Source organism: Stenotrophomonas sp. YJH_SMC_135 (assembly GCF_059372355.1).
The window spans coordinates 890,880-912,112 of sequence record NZ_JCAFVN010000001.1 but is presented as its reverse complement, the minus strand read 5'-3'; the positions used below and the strand labels follow the sequence as shown (position 1 = coordinate 912,112).

26 protein-coding genes are annotated in these 21,233 nt (G+C 67.0%); 3 read left to right on the top strand and 23 right to left on the bottom strand.

The window, feature by feature from the left end:
• Positions 1-143: 143 nt before the first annotated feature.
• The 10 genes from lexA to rlmE all read right to left on the bottom strand — a co-directional run bounded on the left by lexA (position 144) and on the right by rlmE (position 10,241).
• Positions 144-779 carry a transcriptional repressor LexA gene (lexA, locus tag AC5P98_RS04700; RefSeq protein ID WP_049405707.1) on the bottom strand — a complete coding sequence of 212 codons (636 nt, stop codon included), beginning with the start codon at positions 777-779 and terminating at the stop codon, positions 144-146.
• A gap of 205 nt (positions 780-984) precedes the next feature.
• Entirely contained in the window at positions 985-2,667 is a 1,683-nt protein-coding gene (ubiB, locus tag AC5P98_RS04695) for a 2-polyprenylphenol 6-hydroxylase (protein WP_049418894.1), read from the bottom strand.
• A gap of 34 nt (positions 2,668-2,701) precedes the next feature.
• Positions 2,702-3,196, bottom strand: a complete 495-nt coding sequence (locus tag AC5P98_RS04690; protein ID WP_005409020.1) for a CinA family protein — start codon at positions 3,194-3,196, stop codon at positions 2,702-2,704.
• A gap of 119 nt (positions 3,197-3,315) precedes the next feature.
• Complete coding sequence (hflX, locus tag AC5P98_RS04685) at positions 3,316-4,626, bottom strand: ribosome rescue GTPase HflX (protein WP_049405705.1); 1,311 nt, start codon at positions 4,624-4,626, stop codon at positions 3,316-3,318.
• Between the two features lie 14 nt (positions 4,627-4,640).
• The gene (gene hfq / locus AC5P98_RS04680; RefSeq protein WP_004152891.1) at positions 4,641-4,916 is read right to left on the bottom strand and encodes an RNA chaperone Hfq; all 276 of its coding nucleotides are present in this window, start codon (positions 4,914-4,916) and stop codon (positions 4,641-4,643) included.
• A gap of 96 nt (positions 4,917-5,012) precedes the next feature.
• Positions 5,013-5,966 carry a tRNA (adenosine(37)-N6)-dimethylallyltransferase MiaA gene (gene miaA / locus AC5P98_RS04675; protein ID WP_049405702.1) on the bottom strand — a complete coding sequence of 318 codons (954 nt, stop codon included), beginning with the start codon at positions 5,964-5,966 and terminating at the stop codon, positions 5,013-5,015.
• Entirely contained in the window at positions 5,966-6,862 is an 897-nt protein-coding gene (gene folP, locus AC5P98_RS04670; RefSeq protein WP_049405700.1) for a dihydropteroate synthase, read from the bottom strand. The genes miaA and folP overlap by 1 nt, the downstream gene beginning before the upstream one ends.
• 457 nt (positions 6,863-7,319) lie before the next feature.
• Positions 7,320-7,505, bottom strand: a complete 186-nt coding sequence (locus tag AC5P98_RS04665) for a hypothetical protein (protein ID WP_014646713.1) — start codon at positions 7,503-7,505, stop codon at positions 7,320-7,322.
• Between the two features lie 99 nt (positions 7,506-7,604).
• Positions 7,605-9,539 (bottom strand): ATP-dependent zinc metalloprotease FtsH, encoded by a 1,935-nt coding sequence (ftsH, locus tag AC5P98_RS04660; RefSeq protein ID WP_005409015.1) that lies wholly within the window; start codon positions 9,537-9,539, stop codon positions 7,605-7,607.
• Positions 9,540-9,608: 69 nt separating this feature from the next.
• On the bottom strand, positions 9,609-10,241 hold the full coding sequence (gene rlmE / locus AC5P98_RS04655; RefSeq protein WP_005409014.1) for a 23S rRNA (uridine(2552)-2'-O)-methyltransferase RlmE: 633 nt from the start codon (positions 10,239-10,241) through the stop codon (positions 9,609-9,611).
• A 65-nt stretch (positions 10,242-10,306) separates the two neighbouring features.
• Here rlmE and yhbY point away from each other — a divergent pair, with 65 nt between their 5' ends.
• Together yhbY and AC5P98_RS04645 are read left to right on the top strand one after the other, a co-directional pair.
• Complete coding sequence (yhbY, locus tag AC5P98_RS04650; RefSeq protein ID WP_014646711.1) at positions 10,307-10,612, top strand: ribosome assembly RNA-binding protein YhbY; 306 nt, start codon at positions 10,307-10,309, stop codon at positions 10,610-10,612.
• Positions 10,613-10,625: 13 nt separating this feature from the next.
• Positions 10,626-11,000, top strand: coding sequence for an Mth938-like domain-containing protein (locus AC5P98_RS04645; RefSeq protein WP_049404586.1), 375 nt, complete (start codon positions 10,626-10,628; stop codon positions 10,998-11,000).
• Positions 11,001-11,027: 27 nt separating this feature from the next.
• Here AC5P98_RS04645 and AC5P98_RS04640 read toward each other — a convergent pair whose 3' ends face one another.
• The 5 genes from AC5P98_RS04640 to surE form a co-directional block, all read right to left on the bottom strand.
• Positions 11,028-11,516, bottom strand: coding sequence for a hypothetical protein (locus tag AC5P98_RS04640; RefSeq protein ID WP_049404588.1), 489 nt, complete (start codon positions 11,514-11,516; stop codon positions 11,028-11,030).
• A gap of 487 nt (positions 11,517-12,003) precedes the next feature.
• Positions 12,004-12,789: a peptidoglycan DD-metalloendopeptidase family protein gene (locus tag AC5P98_RS04635; RefSeq protein WP_032959180.1), complete on the bottom strand. Its 786-nt coding sequence runs from the start codon at positions 12,787-12,789 to the stop codon at positions 12,004-12,006.
• On the bottom strand, positions 12,786-13,400 hold the full coding sequence (locus AC5P98_RS04630) for a YqaA family protein (RefSeq protein WP_014646707.1): 615 nt from the start codon (positions 13,398-13,400) through the stop codon (positions 12,786-12,788). The genes AC5P98_RS04635 and AC5P98_RS04630 overlap by 4 nt, the downstream gene beginning before the upstream one ends.
• A gap of 18 nt (positions 13,401-13,418) precedes the next feature.
• Positions 13,419-14,096 (bottom strand): protein-L-isoaspartate(D-aspartate) O-methyltransferase, encoded by a 678-nt coding sequence (locus tag AC5P98_RS04625; RefSeq protein WP_010485977.1) that lies wholly within the window; start codon positions 14,094-14,096, stop codon positions 13,419-13,421.
• Entirely contained in the window at positions 14,093-14,872 is a 780-nt protein-coding gene (gene surE / locus AC5P98_RS04620; RefSeq protein ID WP_032959183.1) for a 5'/3'-nucleotidase SurE, read from the bottom strand. The genes AC5P98_RS04625 and surE overlap by 4 nt, the downstream gene beginning before the upstream one ends.
• A gap of 209 nt (positions 14,873-15,081) precedes the next feature.
• Between surE and AC5P98_RS04615 the strand changes: the two genes are divergently transcribed.
• The gene (locus AC5P98_RS04615; RefSeq protein ID WP_495229896.1) at positions 15,082-15,621 is read left to right on the top strand and encodes a Smr/MutS family protein; all 540 of its coding nucleotides are present in this window, start codon (positions 15,082-15,084) and stop codon (positions 15,619-15,621) included.
• A gap of 85 nt (positions 15,622-15,706) precedes the next feature.
• On the opposite strand, the gene truD is transcribed toward AC5P98_RS04615, so the two are convergent.
• The 8 genes from truD to kdsA all read right to left on the bottom strand — a co-directional run bounded on the left by truD (position 15,707) and on the right by kdsA (position 21,212).
• Positions 15,707-16,738 (bottom strand): tRNA pseudouridine(13) synthase TruD, encoded by a 1,032-nt coding sequence (gene truD / locus AC5P98_RS04610; protein WP_049405814.1) that lies wholly within the window; start codon positions 16,736-16,738, stop codon positions 15,707-15,709.
• Entirely contained in the window at positions 16,735-17,232 is a 498-nt protein-coding gene (gene ispF, locus AC5P98_RS04605) for a 2-C-methyl-D-erythritol 2,4-cyclodiphosphate synthase (protein WP_014646702.1), read from the bottom strand. Before ispF ends, truD begins: the two co-directional genes overlap by 4 nt.
• Positions 17,233-17,266: 34 nt before the next feature.
• Positions 17,267-17,965: a 2-C-methyl-D-erythritol 4-phosphate cytidylyltransferase gene (gene ispD, locus AC5P98_RS04600; protein WP_049405812.1), complete on the bottom strand. Its 699-nt coding sequence runs from the start codon at positions 17,963-17,965 to the stop codon at positions 17,267-17,269.
• On the bottom strand, positions 17,962-18,315 hold the full coding sequence (gene ftsB / locus AC5P98_RS04595) for a cell division protein FtsB (protein WP_495229895.1): 354 nt from the start codon (positions 18,313-18,315) through the stop codon (positions 17,962-17,964). Before ftsB ends, ispD begins: the two co-directional genes overlap by 4 nt.
• A gap of 4 nt (positions 18,316-18,319) precedes the next feature.
• Positions 18,320-19,612, bottom strand: a complete 1,293-nt coding sequence (eno, locus tag AC5P98_RS04590) for a phosphopyruvate hydratase (RefSeq protein ID WP_014646700.1) — start codon at positions 19,610-19,612, stop codon at positions 18,320-18,322.
• A 96-nt stretch (positions 19,613-19,708) separates the two neighbouring features.
• Positions 19,709-20,038 (bottom strand): hypothetical protein, encoded by a 330-nt coding sequence (locus AC5P98_RS04585; protein WP_049405810.1) that lies wholly within the window; start codon positions 20,036-20,038, stop codon positions 19,709-19,711.
• Entirely contained in the window at positions 20,038-20,385 is a 348-nt protein-coding gene (locus AC5P98_RS04580; RefSeq protein WP_495229894.1) for a hypothetical protein, read from the bottom strand. Before AC5P98_RS04580 ends, AC5P98_RS04585 begins: the two co-directional genes overlap by 1 nt.
• The gene (gene kdsA, locus AC5P98_RS04575) at positions 20,382-21,212 is read right to left on the bottom strand and encodes a 3-deoxy-8-phosphooctulonate synthase (protein ID WP_014036736.1); all 831 of its coding nucleotides are present in this window, start codon (positions 21,210-21,212) and stop codon (positions 20,382-20,384) included. Before kdsA ends, AC5P98_RS04580 begins: the two co-directional genes overlap by 4 nt.
• Positions 21,213-21,233 lie beyond the last annotated feature (21 nt).

The following is a 21,233-nucleotide window of genomic DNA, read 5'->3' as shown; positions in this document are numbered from 1 at the left end:
ATGGGCTCACTTTAAGTCGGACGTATCGCACAGGCTGAGATTCTGCCCGGCGCTCTGAAAAGAATTATCGGACATCCGTACCAACCTCAGTGGAACCAGAGAATCGCCACAAAAGACCGCGGGGTAATGCGCTACGGAACGGGTCAACGGTTGGGCCGCAACAGGCCGCAATAGAGGCCCTCGATCGCGAAGTCCTGATCCGGCAGCACCTCGATCGGCTTGTAGTCGGGATTGCGCGGCAGCAGGCGGATGCGATCCTTGGCGATCTTCAGCAGCTTGACCGTGATCTCGTCATCGATGCGGGCCACCACGATCTGCCCGGAATGGGCGTCGCGGGTGCGGTGCACGCCGATCAGGTCACCGTCGAAGATGCCCTCATCGATCATCGAGTCGCCCTGCACCTTCAGCAGGTAGTCCGGCGCCGGCGAGAAGAACACCCGGTCCAGCACCACGAAATCGTCCGAGCCGATGTCGGCACCGATCGGCAGGCCGGCCGCAACCCGGCCCAGCACCGGCAGCCGCAGCACGCTGTCGGCCAGGCCCGGCTCGGCCAGCTTCTCGACCGGCGGTGCCTGCACCAGGCGGATGCCGCGGGCCTGACCCGGGATGCGACGGATCGCACCGGCCTGCTCCAGGGCTTCCAGGTGGTACTGGGCCGCGCGCACGCCCTTGAAGCCGAATGCGCGTGCGATTTCAGCCTGCGACGGCGGTGCGCCTTCGCTCTCGATACGCTCGGCGATCAACTGCAGGATCGCGTGCTGGGTGTCGGTCAGGTCCATGGTTAGTAGTATTACTACTAATATGCGCGACTGCAAGTGCCGGGGCGATACGGGATGGTGCGTGCCTGTTGGGCCGAGGCACGCTTGGCAAGCGCGCGAACGCCCGGCCGGCGGGCAAAAGCAAATGCAGCCGACTGGCAGTCGGCTCTACAGGAATCGCTGTGCGATTCCGCGGTTCCCAGCGGGAACCGCTGCGGCAAGCACACTAGGTGTGCTTGCCGCTTCTCCATATCGAAACCAGGATCCATACGCCGCAGAAGCCGGCGCCGATGAATCCGCACACGCCCAGCGCCAGCAACCAGCGGCTGGAAACCCCGCCGACGCTGTGCATCACGATCGACGAGCCGATGATCAGCGCGGCCGTGATCACGCCCACCACCAGTCGGTTCGCGGCCCGGTTCACCTGCTCGCCAAAGCCCTGCAGCGCGGTGGTCTCCACCTTCAGCTGGAGGCGCCCACGGCGCGCCGCCTGGACCAGCTTGCGCAGGTCGCGCGGCAACTCGCCAGCGAAGTCGACCAGGCCCAACAGGCTGCGCCGGCCGCGCTTGAGCAGCGCCCTGGGCGCATAACGCTGCAGCACCACACGCTCCAGGAACGGGCGGGCGGCGCTGGCCATGTCGAAATCCGGATCCAGCTGCCGGCCCATGCCTTCCAGGGTCAGGAAGGCCTTGATCATCAGTGCCAGGTCGGCCGGCAGGGTCAGGCTGTAGCTGCGCAGCAGCTGGGTGATGTCGCCCAGCATCAGGCCGATGCGCAGGTCCTTCAGCGGCACGCCACGGTACTGGTCGACGAACTGGCTGATGTCGTGCTGCAGCCGGTTCTCGTCCACTTCCACGCCGCCGGCCCAGTCCAGCAGCACGTCGGCCACGCCCTGCGGGTCCTGCTCGACCAGGCCGTGCAGCAGTTGCGCGACCTGGAAGCGGCGCACTTCGGACAGCGCGCCGACCATGCCGAAATCGATCACGCCGATGCGGCCGTCACGCAGGTAGATGATGTTGCCGGGGTGTGGATCGGCGTGGAAGCTGCCGTCCTCCAGCACCATCTTCAGCACGATGCCGGCACCACGCCGCGCCAGCTCGCGCCGGTCCAGGCCCGCCGCATCGACGCCGGCCAGATCGCGGCCGGGAATGCCGTCGACGAAGTCCTGCACGTTCAGGCTCTCGCAGGTCCACTGCCAGTGCACCTTCGGAATCAGTATGTCGTCACGGCCGCTGAAGTGGCGCGCGATGCGTTCGGCATTGCGGCATTCGGCGGCAAAATCCAGCTCACGGCGCAGCGATACGGTGAACTGCTGCACGACCTCGGCCGGGCGATAGCGACGCAGGTCCGGCAACCGGGCCTCGACGATCTCGGCCAGCCGCGCCAGCAGCCGCAGGTCGGCCTCGACCACGTCGCGGATGCCGGGACGCCGCACCTTCAGCACCACCTCACGACCATCGTGCAGCCGGGCGCGATGGGCCTGCGCCAGCGAGGCGGCGGCCATCGGGGTTTCGTCAAGGAAGGCGAATACCTCCGCCGGCGACGCGCCCAGGTCGGCTTCGAGCTGCCCGCGGATCTCGGCGTACGGCAGGGCCGGCACCGCGTTCTGCAGTTCGGACAGCTCGGCAATCCACTCCGGCGGCAACAGGTCGACGCGCGTTGCCAGCACCTGGCCAAGCTTGACGAAGGTCGGGCCAAGATCCTGCATCGCACTGCGCACGCGCACCGGTGCGGTCATCCGCAGCAGTTCCTGCCGGTCCTCGTTCCAGTGCAACAGGCGCCCTGCCCGCTCCAGCGTGCTGGCCAGGCCGATGCGCCGAACCACGTCGCCGAAGCCGTAGCGGATCAGGACAACGGCGATTTCCTGCAGTCGGCCCAGGTCACGGACCGTGCCCAGCGTTTCCCACATCATGCGTGCTCCGGACGGTTACCGGAGCAGCATGTCACAGCTGGGCGTCGATACCGCGCAATGCCGCCGCCACGGTTTGCCGGCGGATGGCTTCGCGGTCGCCATCGAACTGGAACAGCTCGGCGCGGGCGTAGCCACCGCGGCGCTTCCAGCCGATCCAGACACTGCCGACTGGCTTGTCCGGACTGCCACCGCCGGGGCCGGCGATACCGGTCACCGCCACGGCGATGCCGGCACCGGAATTGACCAGCGCACCGGACACCATCTCCAGAACGGTTTCGCGACTGACCGCGCCGAACTGTTCCAGCGTCTGCGCACGCACGCCCAGCAGGCGCTGCTTGGCTTCATAGCTGTAGACCACCATGCCGCAGTCGAAGAACGCCGAAGAACCGGCGATGTCGGTCATGCACTTGGCGATCCAGCCGCCACTGCAGCTTTCGGCCGTGACCAGCTGCAGCGAGGCCTGTTGCAGGCGCTGCCCGAGCGCGGCGGACTGGGCATTGAGATCGGCGTCGGTGGGGATGGACATCGGCATGACGGTGGGGTGAAGAACCCCGTTGTACCGCAGATGACAGCCGGATGTCGCGCCCCTCCGGCACGATTGCGTTGCCGGCCAGCGGCCGGCACCACCAGCCATGGGCCGCTAGCTCACCACTCCGGCAGTTTCTCCGGCAGCAGCGCCCGGATCGGCGCGCCATCGGCACTGGCGGCCAGCTTCTCGGCTTCGGCAATCGGCAGGTCCACCTGCAGCAGCCAGCCCTCTTCATCGGCCTGTTCGCTGCGGATCACTTCCAGCTGGTGCAGGCGCGCACGCAGGCGGCCGGCATCCGGCGGCAGGCGCAATTCACCGGTCACGTGCTGCAGGCCAAGGCGCTTGCCCAGCACTGCCTGCAGCAGCTCAAGGCCCTGCCCGTCACGCGCGGAAATCCAGACACGTTCACGACGCGACTCGTCGGGCACGCCATCCTGGCCATCGTGGCGGACGTCGGCACCGTCGATGCGGTCGATCTTGTTGAACACCAGCAGCTGCGGCAGGTCACCGGCACCGACCGCGGTCAGCACCTCGTCCACCTGGGCGATGCGCTCCTCGCGGTGCGGATCGGCGGCGTCGACCACATGCAGCAGGAAATCGGCCTCGCGTGCCTCGGACAGCGTCGAGCGGAACGCGGCGACCAGATCATGCGGCAGGTCGCGGACGAAACCGACGGTGTCGGCCAGCACCACGCTGCCGCCCGGGACCGCGATGCGGCGCACGGTCGGATCCAGCGTGGCGAACAGCTGGTCGGCGGCATAGGCCTCGGCGCCGGTCATGGCGTTGAACAGGGTCGATTTGCCGGCGTTGGTGTAGCCCACCAGGGCCACGCGCGGCAGCTCGCTGCGCACACGCGCACGGCGCATCTGGGTGCGCTGCACTTCAACCTTCTCCAGGCGCTTCTGCAGCTGCTCGACCCGCTTCTGCAACAGGCGGCGGTCGGTTTCCAGCTGGGTTTCACCCGGGCCACGCAGGCCGATCGAACCGCCGCGCTGGCGCTCCAGGTGGGTCCAGCCGCGAACCAATCGCGTAGCCAAGTGACGCAGCTGCGCCAGCTCGACCTGCAGCTTGCCCTCGTGGCTGTGTGCACGCTGGGCAAAGATGTCCAGGATCAGACCGGTGCGGTCGATCACCCGGCGCTCGAGGAAGCGTTCCAGGTTGCGCTCCTGACCCGGGCTCAGCGCATGGTTGACCAGGATCAGGTCGGCGCCACTGGCATCGGCCGCGGCCTTGATCTCGTCCAGCTTGCCGCTGCCGATCAGGGTTGACGGATTCGGACGGTCCAGGCGCGCGGTGATCGTCGCGGCGATGCTGGCCCCAGCCGAGCGGGCCAGATCACCGAACTCTTCCAGCACATCGTCTTCCAGCTTGCCGAAATGGGGCTGGATCAACAGGGCGTGTTCGCCCTTTTTCGAGCGGTCAAACATTCACCGCTCCGGTATTACTCGTCTGCTTCATCACCTGCCTGACCACCTTCACCCGACTGCACGTAACCACCGCCCGGACCGACCTTCACGTTGCGTGCCGGAACCACCGTGGAAATGGCGTGCTTGTAGACCATCTGACTGACCGTGTTGCGCAGCAGGACCACGAACTGGTCGAACGACTCGATCGTGCCCTGCAGCTTGATGCCGTTCACCAGGTACACCGAAACCGGCACGCGCTCGCGCCGCAGTGCGTTCAAGAAAGGATCCTGCAGCGATTGCCCCTTGGACATTGCACACTCCTGATTATTGTTCTTATTGGGTTGCCGACGGTTGCCACGGCCCCCGAGCCGCCCGCCGACCGATGATGTTACACGGCTGGCGGGGGTTCAGCGTGCGACGAAGGCCGACACCGCGCCGGCAAGGCGCTCCTGGTCGATATGGGGGTCGAACCAGCGCGCATCAAGCTCGCCGCGCAGCCACGTCAGCTGGCGCTTGGCCAGCTGGCGGGTGGCGAAGATCGCCTTGTCACGGAAACGGGCGGCATCCCCCTCCCCGTCCAGGTACTCCCAGGCCTGGCGATAGCCGACCGCACGCACCGCCGGCAGGTCCAACGGGGCCTCCACGGCGGCCATTTCCGGCATCGCGCGCAGTGCCCGCACTTCGTCCAGGAAGCCCTGCGCCAGCATGGTGTCGAAGCGCGCCTCGATGCGCTGGTGCAGTACCACGCGGTCACGCGGGGCCAGGATCAGCTTGAGGGTGCGCACCGGCAGCCGCGCTACGCCCGGACGGCGCTGCCATTCAGTGATGGGCGTACCGGTCAGGCGATAGACCTCCAGTGCCCGCTGGATGCGTTGCGGGTCGGTGGCATGGATGCGTGCCGCGGCGGCCGGATCGACCTCGGCCAGCTCTGCGTGCAATGCCGCCCAGCCCCGCTCGGCCGCCTCGGTGCTGAGTGCTTCGCGCATCACCGGGTCGGCCTCCGGCATCGGCGACAGGCCCTGCAGCAGGGCCCGGAAGTACAGCCCCGTGCCACCTGCCAGGATCGGCGTTTTGCCGCGTGCCACGATGTCGGCCACGACCCGGCCGGCATCGGCGGCGAACTCGGCCGCCGAGTAGGTCTGCCACGGATCGCGCAGGTCCAGCAGATGGTGCGGCGCCTGCGCACGCTCGGCCGCATCAGGCTTGGCCGAGCCGATGTCCAGGTGGCGGTATACCAGCGCCGAATCGACGCTGACGATTTCGCCGTCCAGTTGCTGTGCCAAAGCGATTGCGGTGGCGGTCTTGCCACTGGCGGTCGGCCCCATCACGGCGATCGCCAGCGGCCGCCGATCGACGCCCATCAGTCTTCGTCCGGCCAGCGGATCGTCGGCGCAGCGTCGGCACGGGGCGTCGGCACGGCCTCCACTGCCTGCCAGATCTTCAGCGCATCGACGGTGGCCGCCACGTCATGCACGCGCACGATGCGCGCGCCACGTTGGACCGCGATCAGGTGCGCGGCCACCGAAGCCGCCACGCGTTCGGAGGGCGTGTCGCGGCCAGTGAGTTCTCCCAGGCTGCGCTTGCGTGACAGGCCGGCCAGCACCGGCACCCCCAGTTCCAGGAAGCGCTCCGAACGCGCCAGCAGGGTCATGTTGTGGGCGGTGCTCTTGCCGAAGCCAAAACCAAGGTCGATCAGCAGGTTCTTCTTCGCAATGCCCGCCATCTCGGCAGCGAACAGGCGCTGCACCAGGAACCCGTGCACCTCGGCGACCACGTCGTCGTAGTGCGGATCGGCCTGCATGTGGCCCGGCTCGCCCTGCATGTGCATCAGCACCACCGGCACGCCGGTTTCGGCGGCAGCTTCAAGCGCACCGCCCTGGCGCAGGGCGAAGATGTCGTTGATCATGCCAGCGCCAGCGGCCACCGCCGCGCGCATCACCTCCGGCTTGAAGGTATCGATGCTGATCGGCACCCGGGTGCGGGCGGCCAGCTGCTCGATTACCGGAATCACCCGGCGCAGCTCCTCCTCGACCGAGACCGGCGCAGCGCCCGGACGGGTCGATTCGCCGCCGATATCGAGCAGGTCGGCGCCCTCCTCGACCAGCTTCAGGCCATGGGCGACCGCAGCCTCGGTGGTGTCATGCGCGCCGCCATCGGAGAAGGAGTCCGGGGTGACGTTGACGATGCCCATGACCCGGGCACGGTCGAGGCGCAGGATGCGGCCGGCGCAATCGAGCTGGGGCGAGGTATCGAACATGGGCAATCCTGCAGGGACGACGGCGGGTAGTTTAGTTCGGCAGGGCGGCGCCCTGCACCCGCAGAGGCCCGGGCTACAGCAACAGCCGGAGCAACAGCAGGTGTACTGAGGGATGGCGTGGGGTCAGATCCGTTTTCCTACGGAAAACGGATCTGACCCCGAATTGATTCGATATCTGGCAGAGATTCATCCACGCATGGCGTGGATCTACCGTGTCGACCAAGGTCGACACCTGCCAACAGCGGCCGGAATCTGTCAGAGGTGGGGCGGTGTCGGAGGGCGGGGTGTCAGCCGTATGGATGCGGCTGCCAAGCCCCCATGGATGGGTTCACGGCGTCCCCGCACTCCGACACCGCCCCGCCAACCCACGGAATGTTGCTGTTGCTGTTGCTGCTGAGGTTGCCGGCCAGCGGCCGGCACTACCGCGGGTGCAGGGCGCAGCCCTGCCGCGGCGCCGTCAACGCCGCCGACGCTTGCGGTCCACGTACAGGGTTCTGGCGATGCTCAGCACGATGCCGACACCGATCCCCACCACGCAGCCCAGCAGCAGGTTGTCGGCGCCCAGCCCTACGCCCACGCCGACCACGGTGGCGATGATCATTTCGGCGGTGTGGGAAATCGGTTCAGGCTTCGGGGCGGACATGCAGGCTCCAGCATCAGTTCGGTTCGGAAGGGGCCGAAGGCCCGGAAACGACAAGGCCGGGTTTCCCCGGCCTCGTCTGGTGTTACGTGCAGCGGGCCGTCAATGCGATTCGGCCGGGCCTGCGATCGGCGGCAGCGGGCGGGCGTCGCCGCCCTTGTCGTTGCCACCGTCCTTGTTCGACTTGCTCCAGCCCGCCGGCGGCGGCGGATCGCGGCCTTCCATGATGGCGTCGATCTGCGGTGCGTCGATGGTCTCGTACTGCAGCAGCAGCTGCGACATCGCATGCAGCTTGTCGATGTTCTCGGTCAACAGCTGGGTGGTGCGGGCATAGGCCTTGTCGAGGATGTTGCGCACTTCCTCGTCGATCCGGCGCGCCGTGTCGTTGGACACGCTCTTGTGCTGGGTGACCGAACGCCCCAGGAACACCTCGTCGTCCTCTTCGCCATAGGCGATCGGGCCGAGCTGCTCCGACAGGCCCCACTTGGTGACCATGTTGCGGGCCATCTTGGTTGCGCGCTCGATGTCGTTGGAGGCGCCGGTGGTGACCTTGTCCTCGCCGAAGATGAGCTCTTCGGCGACACGGCCGCCGTACAGGGAGCACAGCTGCGACTGGATCGCCACGCGGTTCATCGAGTACTTGTCGCCTTCCGGCAGGTACATCGTCACGCCCAGCGCACGGCCGCGCGGAATGATGGTGACCTTGTAGACCGGATCGTGCTCGGGCACCAGGCGGCCGACGATGGCGTGACCCGCTTCGTGGTACGCGGTCAGGGTCTTCTCGTCCTCGCTCATGGCCATCGAGCGGCGCTCGGCACCCATCAGGATCTTGTCGCGGGCACGGTCGAAGTGGTCCATGCGGACTTCCTTCTCGTTGCCGCGCGCGGCGAACAGGGCCGCCTCGTTGCAGAGGTTGGCCAGGTCGGCGCCGGAGAAGCCCGGGGTACCACGTGCGATCACCATCGGCTCGACGTCGTCGGCCAGCGGCAGCTTGCGCATGTGGACCTTCAGGATGTGCTCGCGGCCCTTCACGTCCGGCAGGCCGACCACCACCTGGCGATCGAAACGGCCCGGACGCAGCAGCGCCGGATCCAGCACGTCCGGACGGTTGGTCGCCGCGATCACGATCACGCCTTCGCCGCCTTCAAAACCATCCATCTCGACCAGCAGCTGGTTCAGGGTCTGCTCGCGCTCGTCATGACCACCGCCCAGGCCTGCGCCACGGTGGCGACCGACGGCGTCGATTTCGTCGATGAAGATGATGCACGGGGCGTGCTTCTTGGCCTGCTCGAACATGTCACGCACGCGGCTGGCACCCACGCCGACGAACATTTCCACGAAGTCCGAACCGGAGATCGAGAAGAACGGCACCTTGGCTTCGCCGGCAATGGCCTTGGCCAGCAGCGTCTTGCCGGTGCCCGGCGGGCCCACCATCAGCACGCCGCGCGGAATCTTGCCGCCCAGCTTGGTGAACTTGGACGGGTCGCGCAGGAAGTCGACCAGCTCACCCACTTCTTCCTTGGCCTCGTCGCAGCCGGCGACGTCGGCGAAGGTGACCTTGATCTGGTCCTCGCCCTGCAGCTTGGCGCGCGACTTGCCGAAGGACATCGCGCCCTTGGCACCGCCGCCGCCGCCCTGCATCTGGCGCATGATGAACAACCAGAAGCCGATGATCAGGATGACCGGCAGGAAATTCATCAGGATCGCGCCCAGGGAAATGCCGCTGGACGGCTCCTCCTGCACGATCTCCACGTTCTTGGTGCGCAGCACGTTGATCAGGTCACGATCGAACGGCGCGGTGATGGTGGACGACTGCCCACCGCGGGTGGTGTAGGTCAGCTGGCTGGTGCCGCCGCGCATGTCGCCGCCGAAGGCGACCTTCTGCACGTTGCCGCTGTCCACCTGGTCCAGGAACTGCGAGTACGACGCGCCCTGCGCGCCGGCCCCGGAGGACTTCGGCGAGAAGCTCTGGAAGACCACCATCAGCACGACGGCGACGACCACCCATAGCAGGAGGTTCTTGGTCAAGTCGTTCATCCTCATTGGCTCCGGTGTTCCTCTCAGTGCTGGCGTTGCGTGGGGGTCGAACTTGCGTACGTTGCGAGCTTACTTCATGTGGGCGCGTTTTCCCTGACCCAAGGCATACACCTCGGGAGAGCGCTTGCGCGACGCCTCCGGCTTGCGGATGGAGACCTTGTCGTAACGGCGGCGCATGTCGCGCACGTAGTCGTCAAAGCCCTCACCCTGGAACAGCTTGATCAGGAACGCCCCACCGGTCTTCAGGTGGTTGTCGGCAAAATCCAGGGCCAGCTCCGCCAGGTGCATCATCCGCGGCTGGTCGACCGCGCCTACACCACTCTTATTGGGGGCCATGTCCGACAGCACAAGGTCTACCGGCTGATCCCCGAGCATGGCTTCAAACTGCGATAGGACGGCTTCTTCCCTGAAGTCACCATGAAGGAACTCCACGCCGGCCAGCGGCGGCATGTCCAGGATGTCCAGCGCCAGCACACGACCGGTGTCCCCGATCTGTCTCCGAACCTGCTGAGACCAGCCGCCGGGGGCCGCGCCAAGGTCGACCACCACCATGTGCGGCTTCAGCAGGCGGTCACGTTCGAGCAGCTCCTCGAGCTTGTAGGCGGCGCGCGAGCGCATGCCCTCAGCCTGCGCCTTCTTCACGAAGGGGTCGGAGAAGTGTTCCTTGAGCCAGCGCTGGCTGCTTTTGCTGCGGGTAGCCATTGAAAATAGGGGCTGATGGGGTCCTCATGATACCCTGATCGTCCCATTCAACCGTGTTTTCCTGCATGTCCATCGCCCTGACCGCCTCCCAGACCCGTTTCCTGCGCGGCCAAGCCCACGACCTGAAGGCCCTGCTGCAGACCGGCGGCAAGGGTGTGACCCCAGCCTTCATCGCTGAGCTGAACGAAGTGCTGGAGCGCCACGAACTGGTCAAGGTGAAGGTCGCCGCAGAGGATCGCGACGCCCGTGACGCGATGATCGGCGAGATCGTCGAAGCCACCGAAAGCGCGCTGGTGCAACGCATCGGCCACGTCGCGGTGCTGTACCGCCCGAGCAAGGAACAGCGCCAGATCGTGCTGCCGCGCGGCTGATCGTCCTACCGTCATGCAGCTGAACCACGAACCGCCGGATTACGCCTACAGCCTGCGTGCCGCAGATGGCCGCTCGGCCAAGGTGAATGACCAGGTGCTGGGCGGCAGTTTCTTCCTCACCCCGGACCAACTGGTCACGCACTGGCCGGTGGCAAGTGCCGCCGCGCTGCAGTTGGCGGACCTGGAGCCGATCCTGGTGCTGAATCCGGCGCTGATCGTGCTCGGCACGGGAGACCGTCAGGTATTCCCGCCCGCGGTGGTGATGGCCGCCTGTCTGTCGCGTGGCATCGGCCTGGAGGTGATGAACAATCCGGCCGCCGCGCGCACCTTCAACATTCTGGCCGGCGAAGGCCGCAAGGTCGCGGCCGCCTTCATCCTGGAAGGCTGAGGTCGAGCCGCCGGGTGCGCCCGGGCGCTAGCTGCCCGAAGGTGTGCAGCGGAACGCGGAGAACGCCTGCAGCCGACCGATCAGGTTGCCACCCTGCCCCCAGCGGATATCCATGACCTTCCAGTCCGGGCCCTGCCGCTGCAGCAGGACCCGGTCGGTCCAGCGATAGTCGCCCACGGCCATGTCGACATGGACCCAGGTGGCGTCACCGCTCGATCCGGGCGCTCCCACCGTTATCGTCTCCGGCCGGTCCGGCGCCAACAGATACCGGCTCTGGTCGAGCATGTGCGGCTTCTCATCGGGCGCGGCCAGTGCGGTGCAGGCCTGTTCATATGCACGCTGCGCATCGATGGCTGAGCGGAGGGCATCACCCAGCAGCGGAGCAATCGCCGTTTCGTTCGACTGCGGCGCCTGGATGGCGTCGTAGAGGCGAGTGACCACGTCACGTGGATCGCTGGCGGCGGTCGCCAACGGCGCGGCGATGAGCAGCGCGAAAAGGGCTGTTGGGCGAGACATGCGGCACCGGATCGGGAGGCTGGTTCCGTTGAAGCATGCCGCTTCCCTGGCTTGTCGGGAAGCTTGAGATGTGCCACTCAAGGTCGCAAACGGCCACCCACGGCGGCCAGCGTACAGCGAGTGGAGCATGGCTCGACGCTACAGGTCGGGAACGCCGAGCATTGCCCGGCGCCACCTGATCCCACTGCCTCAGCGCGCCGGTAGGTATTGCTGCGGGTCGACCGGCTTGCCGTTGTAGCGGGTGAGCCGGCGGTGTTTGCGGCCCATGGGCCGCACCGTCGGCAAACGCCCGGCGCGCTGCGCCCGGCCGGGGATCCGCCCGGATTATGAATCGACGATCAGCGCGCCGGCAGGTATTGCTGCGGGTCGACCGGCTTGCCGTTGTAGCGGGTGAGCCGGCGGTGTTTGCGGCCCATGGGCCGCACCGTCGGCGAACGCCCGGCGCGCTGCGCCGGGCCGGGGATCCGCCCAGATGGCGAATCGACGATCAGCGTGCCGGCAGGTACTGCTGCGGGTCGACCGGCTTGCCGTTGTAGCGGATCTCGAAGTGGACCATGTCGCGGTTCGCACCGGTGCGGCCCATCTCGGCGATCTGCTCACCGGCCTTCACGCTCTGCCCCTCATTCACCAGGCGCTTGCGGTTGTGGCCATAGGCCGACAGCCACTGGTCGCTGTGCTTGATGATGATCAGCTCGCCGTAGCCGACCAGGCCGGCGCCGGAGTACACCACCACACCGTTGGCGGTGGCCTTGACCGGCTGGCCGCTGGTACCGGCGATGTCCACGCCCTGCTTGGTCGCATCGCCGGCAACGTAGCGGCCGACGATCGCGCCATCGGCCGGCCAGCGCCAGGCGATGTTGCTCTTCACCGGACCGGCCGGCGCCGGAGTTGGCGCCGTGCTGCCGGCGCTGCTGCCACCCGAGCGCGGCGCGGTGACCACCGTGGTCGGCGCGCGGCCGCCGCTGGCACCGGCCGGATACAGCCGGATCACCTGCCCCGGATGGATGGTCGAGGGGTTATCCAGGCTGTTCCAGGCAATCAGGTCGGCCGGGGTGATGTCATGGATGCGGGCCAGCGCATAGATGGTGTCGCCCTTGCGCACCACCACGGTCTGCCCGGGCTTGGGCACCGAGGTCTTCGGCGTGGTCACGCCACCACCGGTGCTGCCACCACCAGGACGAACCACAGTGGCGGTGCCGCAGGCGGCCAGGGTGGAAACCAGCAACGCCAGCGCGCCGATGCGCACTCCCTTGCTCAGACGATCAGGACTCATGCGAACTTCGACCTCCATACAAGCCAGGCGATCAGCACCACCACCAACGCGGTGGCGATCCAGCCCAGCGGTTCAATCCAGCGACGCAGTGCCGCTTCAGCACGCGCACCACCGATACGGATGACCGCAGCCAGCACGAACACGCGCTTGCCGCGACCGATCAGCATGCTCAACAGGTACTGCGGCATCGGTACGCCGACGATACCCGATGCCCACGTGAAGACCTTCATCGGGATGGGCATGAAGCCGCCCAGCACCAGGAAGGTGAACACCGCCCACGGCGATTCGGCCATCTTCGCCTGCACGGTGGTGATGCCCTGCTCGATCGCCGGCAGCATGCCCAGCACTTCAAACAGCGGCTTGATCGCCTCGAAAGCGTAGTGACCCAGCGCGTAGCCGACCAGCGCACCGACCATCGAGCCGGCCAGGCTGAGGGTGGCAAACCACCAGCCGCGCTTGGGCTGGGCCACGCACATCGGCGCCAGCATCACCTCCGGCATCACCGGGAAGATGATCGCCTCGAAGAAGCTCAACACCGTCAGGTAGGTCGGCGCGCGTTCGTGCGCCGCCCACTTCATCGCCCGCTCGTACAGCGGCCCGAAAATCTTCATGCAACCCTGCTCCGTGGATTAGTCGAGCATGCCAGACAGCAGCGGCACGAACGTGACCGGCGCCAGCACGTGTTGTTCGATGCTGCCGTCGGCCTTGCGGTCCAGCTGTACCAGCGACTGCGCCCCAGGGCCACCGACCGGCGCCACCAGGCGGCCGCCTTCGGCCAGCTGCTCGATCAGGGCGTCGACCAGTGCCGGCGCCGCCGCAGTGACCACGATGGCATCGAACGGGCCGTGCTCGGCCCAGCCGACGCGGCCGTCGTCGTGCTTGGTGCGGATGTTCATGCCCAGCGCACGGAAGCGCTTGCGGGCCTGGCGCAGCAGATCACCAATGCGCTCCACGGTGTAGACCTCCAGGCCCAACGCGCCAAGGATGGCGGCCTGGTAACCGGAACCGGTACCGACTTCCAGCACCCGCTTCGGCGCGACCTGGAGCACTGCCTCGGTCATCCGCGCAACCACCCAGGGCTGCGAGATGGTCTGGCCATGGCCGATCGGCAGCGCGGTGTCTTCATAGGCACGCGAGGCCAGGGCTTCATCGATGAACAGATGGCGCGGCACCACCCGGATCGCGTTCAAGGTCGGCTCGTCGACGATGCCGGCTTCGCGCAGGCGGTCGACCAGGCGGTCACGCACGCGCTGCGAGGTCATGCCGATACCGACGGCTTCCGGCTGCAATCGCAGGCGTGGGCTCATGCCGGCTGGTCCAGCGCGGCGCTGAGGCCGCCGACCCAGCTGGCGACCTTCTCCAGCGCCTGGTAGCGGGTGAGGTCGACCTGGATCGGGGTGATCGAGATGTGGCCGGTGCGCACCGCGTGGAAATCGGTACCTGGACCGGAATCCTGCTCACGGCCGGCAGGGCCGATCCAGTACACCTCGTTGCCGCGCGGATCCTTCTGCGCGATGCAGCCTTCGGCACGATGGCGGTTGCCGAGGCGGGTGACCTCGAAGCCCTTGACCTCGCTCCACGGCAGGTCCGGCACGTTGACGTTGAGGATGGTGTCGGCCGGCAGCGGATCGGCCTTGAGCCGGGCGACAATCTCCACCGCAGCACGCGCGGCGGTCTCGAAGTGCTTCGGATCGTGGTTGCGGCTGACCAGCGAGACCGCCACCGCCGGCAGGCCGAGGAAGCGACCTTCCATCGCCGCCGAGACGGTGCCGGAATAGATCACGTCGTCGCCGAGATTGGCGGCGTTGTTGATGCCGGACACGACAATGTCAGGCTCGAATTCAAGCAGGCCGGTCAGCGCCAGGTGCACGCAGTCGGTGGGTGTACCGGCCACCGAAACGGTGTAATGGTCGATGCGCTTGAGCCGGATCGGCAGGTCCAGGGTCAGCGAGTTGCTGGCGCCGGAACGATCGCGGTCGGGCGCAACCACCGTGACTTCGTGACCGGCCTCGCGCAGGACCGCGGCAAGCATCCGGATGCCTGCGGCGTCGACACCATCGTCATTGCTGACCAGGATTCGCATCTTCGATTTAACCGCTTGATTTTCCAAGAATTCGATTCCATCACCGTGCAGTGTGGGCGGGACCGTCGCGCTCCCCTGCGGAAGCGGTCGACCCTGCAAGGGCATCGTCTATTGTGCCGCATGCGGGCCGCCGGTCCTACCCTGTCAGCGGTCACGGCCGACATCGAACCGTCATAGGCAGACCTGCGCCGGCGGTTTACCCTGTGCGCATGTCGCACCCTGATAACGAAGATCCGGCCGCCTTGTTCCGTGCGGCCATCGGCGAAGTGAAGCCGCTGCGCAAGGATGCCGAGCCGGCACCTGCCGCGCCCCGGCCGAAACCGCGTGCGCGCATGGCCGAGCGTGACGAGGCCGAAGCCGCCGGCGAGTTCGCCCGGCTGCTGCGCGACAGTGCGCCACTGGAAGCCGGCGACGTGGCCAGCTATCGCCGCGACAACCTGCCACCACGCCTGTTCCAGCGCCTCAAGCGCGGCCAGTACTCGGTGCAGGACGAACTGGATCTGCACGGCGCCACCGCCGCACAGGCCGAAGCCCTGCTACGCCAGTTCCTGCTGGAAGCGCATGCACACGAGTACGGCTGCGTGCGCATCATCCACGGCAAGGGACTGCAGTCCGATGGCGGCGCACCGGTGCTGAAGAACCTGGTCGATCGCCTGCTGCGGCTGCGCAACGACGTGCTGGCATTCCATTCGGCACCGACCGGACAAGGCGGCACCGGCGCGGTACTGGTGCTGCTGGCGCGGCGTTGAAAAGGGGACGGAGGGAATTAAGTCGTTTGTGCCACAAACGACTTAATTCCCTCCGTCCCCTTTTTTTCCGTCCCCTTTTTTTCTGTCAGGCCTGCGAGGCGTCTTCGACGGGGCCGAGCTCGTGCAGTACGGCGGTGGCGTAGCAGCCTGGCGGCAACGCGAACGACAGTTCCAGCACGTCGTCGGCCAGCCACTGGTGCTGCAGCAGCGCCGGACGCAGGCGCAACGCGCGGCGCTCCTGCTTCAGGCGCGCATCTTCCAGGCCGGCCCGCAGTGCCTTCGACTCGTCGTCGTCCAGCGCGGCCAGCTCCAGCTCACGCGCAGCGTCGGTGCTGCGCAGCTCGCCTTCGCCCCACAACGGCGCGCTGGGATGGATGTCGAAACGCGCCAGCCGCTCGGCCAGCACATCCGTGTACGGCTCGGGGCCGAACACGCTGCGACTGCCATCGAGCATCCAGACTTCGCCATCGAGCGGCTGGTCCCAGCTGCCCTGCTCCACGCGCGCGGCCAGCACGCGGTTGAACAGCGCCGAACGGGCTGCAGAGAGCAGCAGCGAACGCTGGTCCTTGCGCATGCGGCGGCCACCGAACATCGCCAGTGCAGCCGGCACGTTGCCACCGTCGCGGCCGAAACGCTGTTCACCAAACCAGTTCGGCAGGCCGCGCGCGGCAATCTGCTGCAGGCGCTCGCTGATCGCGGCGGCATCGCCCTGCACCTCGCGCAGCACCAGCTTGAAGCGGTTGCCGGCCAGTGCGCCGCGCTGCAGCTTGCGGTTGTGCCAGGTTGCCTCGATGACTTCGATTTCGTCACTGGCCAACTCGGCCAGGTCCGGCGCAATGCGCTTGGGCAGGTGCACGCTGAAACGCTGGGTGGTGACCGCGTGGCGGTCTTTCATGCCGGCGTAACTCACCGCCATTTCCGGCAGGCCCGCCCATTTTGCCAGTACCTTGGCCACATGCACGGTGTTGGCGCCGCGCTTGCGGATGTGCAGCAGCAGATGCTCGCCTTCACCGCTCGCCTCGAACGCCGGCAGTTCATCCACCTGGAAATCGTCCGGCGTGGTGCGGATGCGCGCCGTCAACAACGGCGCACCAAACGCCAACGGCAGCGGGATCATGCCGCCACCAGCAACACGACCGCCTGCGCGGCGATGCCTTCACCACGGCCGGTGAAGCCCAGCTTCTCCGAGGTGGTGGCCTTGACGCTGACCGCGTCCAGCGGCAGCTGCAGCAACCCACCGATGCGCTCACGCATCGCAAGCGCATGCGGGCCGACCTTCGGCCGCTCGCAGATCACGGTGATGTCGGTGTTGCCGACGCGCCAGCCGCGCTCACGCAGCAGGCTGTCGCAGTGGCGCACGAACTCGCTGCTGTCGGCCCCCTTCCAGCGGTCGTCACTGGGCGGGAAATGCTGGCCGATATCGCCCAGCGCCAGTGCGCCGAGCATGGCATCGCAGAGGGCGTGCAGGATCACGTCGCCGTCGCTGTGTGCAAGCACGCCGCAGCTGTGCGGCACGTTCACTCCGCCAAGCATGATGTGGTCGCCTTCACCGAAGGCATGGACGTCGTAGCCCTGGCCGATGCGGACGGGCGGGAACGGTGCGGTGCTCATGGATGCAACCCTTGCTGCAGGGCCGCGCGGACGGTCAGCCGGCGCGGCGGGAAAGTACGAATTCAAACCGGTCCAGATCGGCCGGGGTGGTGACCTTGAAGTTGTCCTCGCTGCCTTCCACCAGCAGCGGGCGCTGGCCCTGGCGCTCCATGGCCATGGCCTCATCGGTGACTTCAACACCGGCGGCGGCGGCTTCGGACAGCGCGCGGCTGAGCTGGTGGCGGCGGAACAGTTGTGGTGTCAGTGCGCGCCACAGCCGCTCGCGCGGCTCGGTGCCATCGATGCCACCGTCGTCGCCCGCACGCTTGAGGGTGTCGCGTACCGGTGCGGCCAGGATCGCCCCGACCGGATCGGCACGACCGACTTCAAGCAGGCGGCCGAGATCGACCAGGGACAGGTTCGGCCGCGCGGCATCGTGGACCAGCACGAATTCATCAGCGCGCACCGTCTCCGGCAGCGCCTGCAGGCCAGCCAGCACCGAAGCGGCACGGGTCGCGCCACCGATGCAGGTGAGCACCGGCTTGCCCGCCCACTCGTTCCAGCCGGGCCAGTCGGCGTCGTCCGGGCCGATCACTACCATTGCCCCGGCTACGGCCGGATGCGCCAGCAGGGCGTCCAGGGTATGGGCGAGCAGGATCTGCCCGCCCGCCTGCAGGTACTGCTTGGGCAACGGCGCGCCAAAGCGGGTGCCACGGCCAGCAGCCGGAACCACGACCCAGATCGCCGCACTCATGGCACGTCCGCCGGGTGGTCGCCAACCTGCGCACTGACACCTGCCGCAGGCTGCGCCGGGTGCACCGGCGCATTCTCGACCACGCGATAGAACTTCTCGCCGGGCTTGATCATGCCCAGCTCGCTGCGCGCGCGTTCCTCGATGGCGGACTGGCCTTCCTTGAGGTCCTTCACTTCCGCAGCGAGCGCATCATTGCGCTGCTGCAGGCCCTCATTGTCCCGCTCCTGGTTGGCGACCTGGGCTTCGAGCATCATCACTTCACCCGAATTGCCCGGACCAAACCAGAAGCGGTACTGCAGCCAGCCCAGCAACAGGGCCAGCACCAGCAGCATCCAGCGCCAGTCGCGCATCGGCTCAGCGCTTCAGCGAAACGAACGCGTCACGACCGGCGTAACGCGCGCCGGCGCCGAGGGCTTCCTCGATGCGCAGCAGCTGGTTGTACTTGGCCACGCGATCGCTGCGGCACAGCGAACCGGTCTTGATCTGGGTGGCGGTTGTGGCCACTGCGATGTCGGCGATGGTGGTGTCTTCGGTTTCGCCCGAACGGTGCGAGACCACGGCGGCGTAGCCGGCACGATCGGCCATGGCGATCGCTTCCAGGGTTTCGCTGAGAGTGCCGATCTGGTTGACCTTGATCAGGATCGCATTGGCAGTGCCCGAGTCGATGCCTTCCTGGAAGATCTTCGGGTTGGTCACGAACAGGTCGTCGCCAACCAGCTGCACCTTCTTGCCGATGCGGTCGGTCAGCAGCTTCCAGCCGGCCCAGTCGTTCTCGGCCAGGCCATCTTCAATCGTGATGATCGGGTACTGCGCGGCCCAGTCGGCGAGGAAGTCGACGAACTGCTCGGAGGTCAGGCGCTTGTTCTCGCCGACCAGGTTGTACTTGCCGTTCTCGAAGAACTCGCTGGAGGCCACGTCCAGGCCCAGCAGCACGTCTTCACCGGCGGTGTAGCCCGCCTTGCCGATCGCTTCGAGAATGGTGTCCAGCGCTTCGACGTTGCTGCGGAAGTCCGGCGCGAAGCCACCTTCGTCGCCGACCGCGGTGCTCAGGCCGTGGCCCTTCAGCACCGACTTCAGCGAATGGAAGATTTCGGTACCGGCACGCAGCGCTTCGGAGAACGAGGTGAAGCCGACCGGCAGCACCATGAACTCCTGGAAGTCAACGTTGTTGTCGGCATGCGCGCCGCCATTGATGATGTTCATCATCGGCACCGGCAGCGCCGGGGTCACGCCGGTCCTGGCAGCCAGGTACTGCCACAGTGCCTGCTTGTTCGATGCAGCGGCGGCATGCGCGGCGGCCATTGAAACACCCAGCAGCGCGTTGGCACCCAGGCGGCCCTTGTTCTCGGTGCCGTCCAGATCGATCAGGCGACGGTCGAGGCCGGCCTGGTCGGTGGCCTCAAAACCCTTCAGCGCGGCGGCAATCGTGGTGTTGACGTTGTCGACGGCCTTGCGCACGCCCTTGCCCAGATAACGGGTCTTGTCACCGTCACGCAGCTCGACCGCTTCCTTGGTGCCGGTCGAGGCGCCGGAGGGAACCGCGGCACGACCGAACGAACCGTCCTCCAGAATGACTTCGGCTTCCAGCGTGGGGTTGCCACGGCTGTCAAGGATTTCACGGGCGTGGATGCTGCGGATCGTACTCATGGTCGGGCCGGTTACCTGTCTGGAGAGGGGGCGACAAAACGAATGCCGCGTGATTATCCCCGGCTGCCCGCCACTTGCCAAATGGCCTGGGCGGCATCAGCCCCAGCTGGACCCGATCACGATCAGGGCCAGCGACACCAGCATCACCAGCAACGCACCGGCCACCGCCGCCGCGACGGGTCCACGACGGCGTCGCCAAGCGAGCACCATCGCCACCAGGCTGCCGACGAAAGACACACCCAGCGTGACCAGCGCGGCCACGATCCAGTACTGCATGGCCTGGATGCCATGGTTTCCGTCACCCGGCGAGCCGAAGCTGGCCGCAAAGGCCATTACTCCCAGCAGCAGGGACGCCCAGGCGAGCACGGACAGCCCCAGCGCGACCAGGCCCCAGGGCCAGCCGCACGCTGACGTGCTCGTATTCATCAAAGCAATCCGTAGAACAGGGCGCCAAGCCACAGCGAAAGCAGGATGATCGCAAAGCCGGCCGCCACCTTGCCGCGATTCAGCCGCCAGGCCAGCATCGCGGCCGCGAGGCACCCCGCGGCACCGAGCAGCTCCGCGACCAGCAGCGCAATGAAATACGCGCGCAGATCAAGCGCGCTGCTGCCATCACCCGGGGGGCGCACCGACGCCGCACCGATCAGCACCAGGCCAAACATGCCCACGGTGAACAGCACGGCCAGGCCCAGTGCGATCAGGCCCCAGGGCAACTGTTTCCAGTGCCGGCGATGACGCTGGGCTTCCAGCGCCACCCGCGGGTCACGACTCACGCGAAGCGCGAGAAGCCGTGCTTCTTGGTCACCGCGTCAAGCTCCATCAGGGTCTCGAGCAGCGCTTCCATCTGGTCCAGCGGCCACGCGTTGGGGCCATCGGACAGGGCCTTGGACGGATCCGGATGGGTCTCGGCGAACAGGCCGGAGATGCCCACCGCGACGGCAGCACGGGCCAGCACCGGCACGTGCTCACGCTGGCCACCGGAACTGGTGCCCTGCCCGCCCGGCAACTGCACCGAGTGGGTGGCATCGAACACCACCGGGCAACCGGTATCGCGCATCACCGCCAGCGAGCGCATGTCGCTGACCAGGTTGTTGTAGCCGAAGCTGGCACCGCGCTCGCAGACCATGATCTGCTCGTTGCCGGTGGCCTTGGCCTTCTCCACGACCGGCTTCATGTCCCAGGGCGCCAGGAACTGGCCCTTCTTGATGTTGACCGGCTTGCCGGCCGAGCACACCTTGCGGATGAAGTCGGTCTGGCGGACCAGGAACGCCGGGGTCTGCAGCACATCCACCACCGAGGCCACTTCGTCCATCGGGGTGTACTCATGGACGTCGGTCAGCACCGGCACGCCGATCTGCTTCTTGACCTCGGCCAGGACCTTCAGGCCCTCTTCCATGCCCGGGCCGCGGAACGCGGTGCCCGAGGTGCGGTTGGCCTTGTCGAAGCTGGACTTGAAGATGAAGTTGACGCCGAGCTTGTCGGTGACTTCCTTCAGCTTGCCGGCGGTATCGAGCTGCAGCTGCATCGACTCGATCACGCAGGGGCCGGCGATCAGGAACAGGGGCTGGTCCAGCCCGACCTCGAATCCACACAGTTTCATGGCGTTTCCTTGTTGTCCGCA

Bases quoted from the DNA above. Each gene is read 5' to 3' on its own strand.
- AC5P98_RS04665 (WP_014646713.1), bottom strand. From the start codon at position 7,505: ATGTCCGCCCCGAAGCCTGAACCGATTTCCCACACCGCCGAAATGATC.
- rlmE (WP_005409014.1), bottom strand. From the start codon at position 10,241: ATGGCTACCCGCAGCAAAAGCAGCCAGCGCTGGCTCAAGGAACACTTC.
- hfq (WP_004152891.1), bottom strand. From the start codon at position 4,916: ATGTCCAAGGGGCAATCGCTGCAGGATCCTTTCTTGAACGCACTGCGG.
- eno (WP_014646700.1), bottom strand. From the start codon at position 19,612: ATGAGTACGATCCGCAGCATCCACGCCCGTGAAATCCTTGACAGCCGT.
- AC5P98_RS04635 (WP_032959180.1), bottom strand. From the start codon at position 12,789: ATGAGTCCTGATCGTCTGAGCAAGGGAGTGCGCATCGGCGCGCTGGCG.
- AC5P98_RS04615 (WP_495229896.1), top strand. From the start codon at position 15,082: ATGTCGCACCCTGATAACGAAGATCCGGCCGCCTTGTTCCGTGCGGCC.
- AC5P98_RS04645 (WP_049404586.1), top strand. From the start codon at position 10,626: ATGCAGCTGAACCACGAACCGCCGGATTACGCCTACAGCCTGCGTGCC.
- hflX (WP_049405705.1), bottom strand. From the start codon at position 4,626: ATGTTTGACCGCTCGAAAAAGGGCGAACACGCCCTGTTGATCCAGCCC.
- AC5P98_RS04630 (WP_014646707.1), bottom strand. From the start codon at position 13,400: ATGAAGATTTTCGGGCCGCTGTACGAGCGGGCGATGAAGTGGGCGGCG.
- ubiB (WP_049418894.1), bottom strand. From the start codon at position 2,667: ATGTGGGAAACGCTGGGCACGGTCCGTGACCTGGGCCGACTGCAGGAA.
- yhbY (WP_014646711.1), top strand. From the start codon at position 10,307: ATGTCCATCGCCCTGACCGCCTCCCAGACCCGTTTCCTGCGCGGCCAA.
- ftsH (WP_005409015.1), bottom strand. From the start codon at position 9,539: ATGAACGACTTGACCAAGAACCTCCTGCTATGGGTGGTCGTCGCCGTC.
- lexA (WP_049405707.1), bottom strand. From the start codon at position 779: ATGGACCTGACCGACACCCAGCACGCGATCCTGCAGTTGATCGCCGAG.
- surE (WP_032959183.1), bottom strand. From the start codon at position 14,872: ATGCGAATCCTGGTCAGCAATGACGATGGTGTCGACGCCGCAGGCATC.
- AC5P98_RS04640 (WP_049404588.1), bottom strand. From the start codon at position 11,516: ATGTCTCGCCCAACAGCCCTTTTCGCGCTGCTCATCGCCGCGCCGTTG.
- ftsB (WP_495229895.1), bottom strand. From the start codon at position 18,315: ATGCGCGACTGGCGCTGGATGCTGCTGGTGCTGGCCCTGTTGCTGGGC.
- ispD (WP_049405812.1), bottom strand. From the start codon at position 17,965: ATGAGTGCGGCGATCTGGGTCGTGGTTCCGGCTGCTGGCCGTGGCACC.
- miaA (WP_049405702.1), bottom strand. From the start codon at position 5,966: ATGGGCGTCGATCGGCGGCCGCTGGCGATCGCCGTGATGGGGCCGACC.
- folP (WP_049405700.1), bottom strand. From the start codon at position 6,862: ATGTTCGATACCTCGCCCCAGCTCGATTGCGCCGGCCGCATCCTGCGC.
- kdsA (WP_014036736.1), bottom strand. From the start codon at position 21,212: ATGAAACTGTGTGGATTCGAGGTCGGGCTGGACCAGCCCCTGTTCCTG.
- AC5P98_RS04585 (WP_049405810.1), bottom strand. From the start codon at position 20,038: ATGAATACGAGCACGTCAGCGTGCGGCTGGCCCTGGGGCCTGGTCGCG.
- ispF (WP_014646702.1), bottom strand. From the start codon at position 17,232: ATGAGCACCGCACCGTTCCCGCCCGTCCGCATCGGCCAGGGCTACGAC.
- AC5P98_RS04625 (WP_010485977.1), bottom strand. From the start codon at position 14,096: ATGAGCCCACGCCTGCGATTGCAGCCGGAAGCCGTCGGTATCGGCATG.
- AC5P98_RS04690 (WP_005409020.1), bottom strand. From the start codon at position 3,196: ATGTCCATCCCCACCGACGCCGATCTCAATGCCCAGTCCGCCGCGCTC.
- truD (WP_049405814.1), bottom strand. From the start codon at position 16,738: ATGATCCCGCTGCCGTTGGCGTTTGGTGCGCCGTTGTTGACGGCGCGC.